Raw genomic sequence first — 943 nt, forward strand, 5'->3', positions numbered from 1 at the left:
GTGTGCGGCTTGATCGAGCCGGGCTTGGCCAGCACCTGGCCACGCTCCACGTCGTCACGCGCCACGCCACGCAGCAGCACCCCGACGTTGTCGCCGGCCATGCCGCTGTCGAGCAGCTTGCGGTGCATTTCGATGCCGGTCACGGTGGTCTTCTTGGTGTCGCGCAGCCCGATGATCTCGACTTCGTCCTGCACCTTCACGGTCCCGCGTTCCACGCGGCCCGTGGCCACGGTGCCGCGCCCGGTGATGGTGAACACGTCTTCGACGGGCATCAGGAACTGCTTGTCGGTGTCGCGCTCGGGGGTGGGGATGTAGCTGTCCACCGCGTCCAGGAGTTCCCAGATGCGGTCAACCCACTGGTTTTCACCACGGGCGGTCTTGGGGTTGCCCTGCAGGGCTTCGAGGGCCTGCAGCGCGCTGCCCTTGATCACGGGCAGGTCGTCGCCGGGGAACTCGTACTTGCCCAGCAGCTCGCGCACTTCCATTTCGACGAGCTCCAGGAGCTCTTCGTCATCGACCATGTCGACTTTGTTCATGAACACGACGATGTAGGGCACGCCGACCTGACGGGCGAGCAGGATGTGCTCGCGGGTCTGGGGCATGGGGCCGTCGGCGCTGGAGACCACCAGGATGGCGCCGTCCATCTGGGCCGCACCGGTGATCATGTTCTTGACGTAGTCGGCGTGGCCGGGGCAGTCAACGTGGCTGTAGTGGCGGGTGGGGGTGTTGTACTCGACGTGGGCGGTGTTGATGGTGATGCCGCGGGCCTTTTCTTCGGGGGCCTTGTCGATCTGGTCGTAGGCCAGTTTTTCGACGGTGGGGTCCGAGGCGGCGGCGGTGAAGGTGATGGCGGCGGTCAGCGTGGTCTTGCCGTGGTCCACGTGCCCGATGGTCCCCACGTTCACGTGCGGCTTCGTGCGTTCAAACGTTCCTTTTGCCATGT

1 protein-coding gene is annotated in these 943 nt (G+C 65.4%); it reads right to left on the reverse strand.

The features are described from left to right. On the reverse strand, positions 1–941 hold a 941-nt coding region (gene tuf / locus GO986_RS22430; protein ID WP_157461747.1), incomplete at its 3' end, for an elongation factor Tu. Positions 942–943 lie beyond the last annotated feature (2 nt).

Origin of the sequence: Deinococcus arboris (genome assembly GCF_009755355.1) — a bacterium.
In the GTDB taxonomy this organism is placed as follows: Bacteria; Deinococcota; Deinococci; order Deinococcales; family Deinococcaceae; genus Deinococcus; species Deinococcus betulae.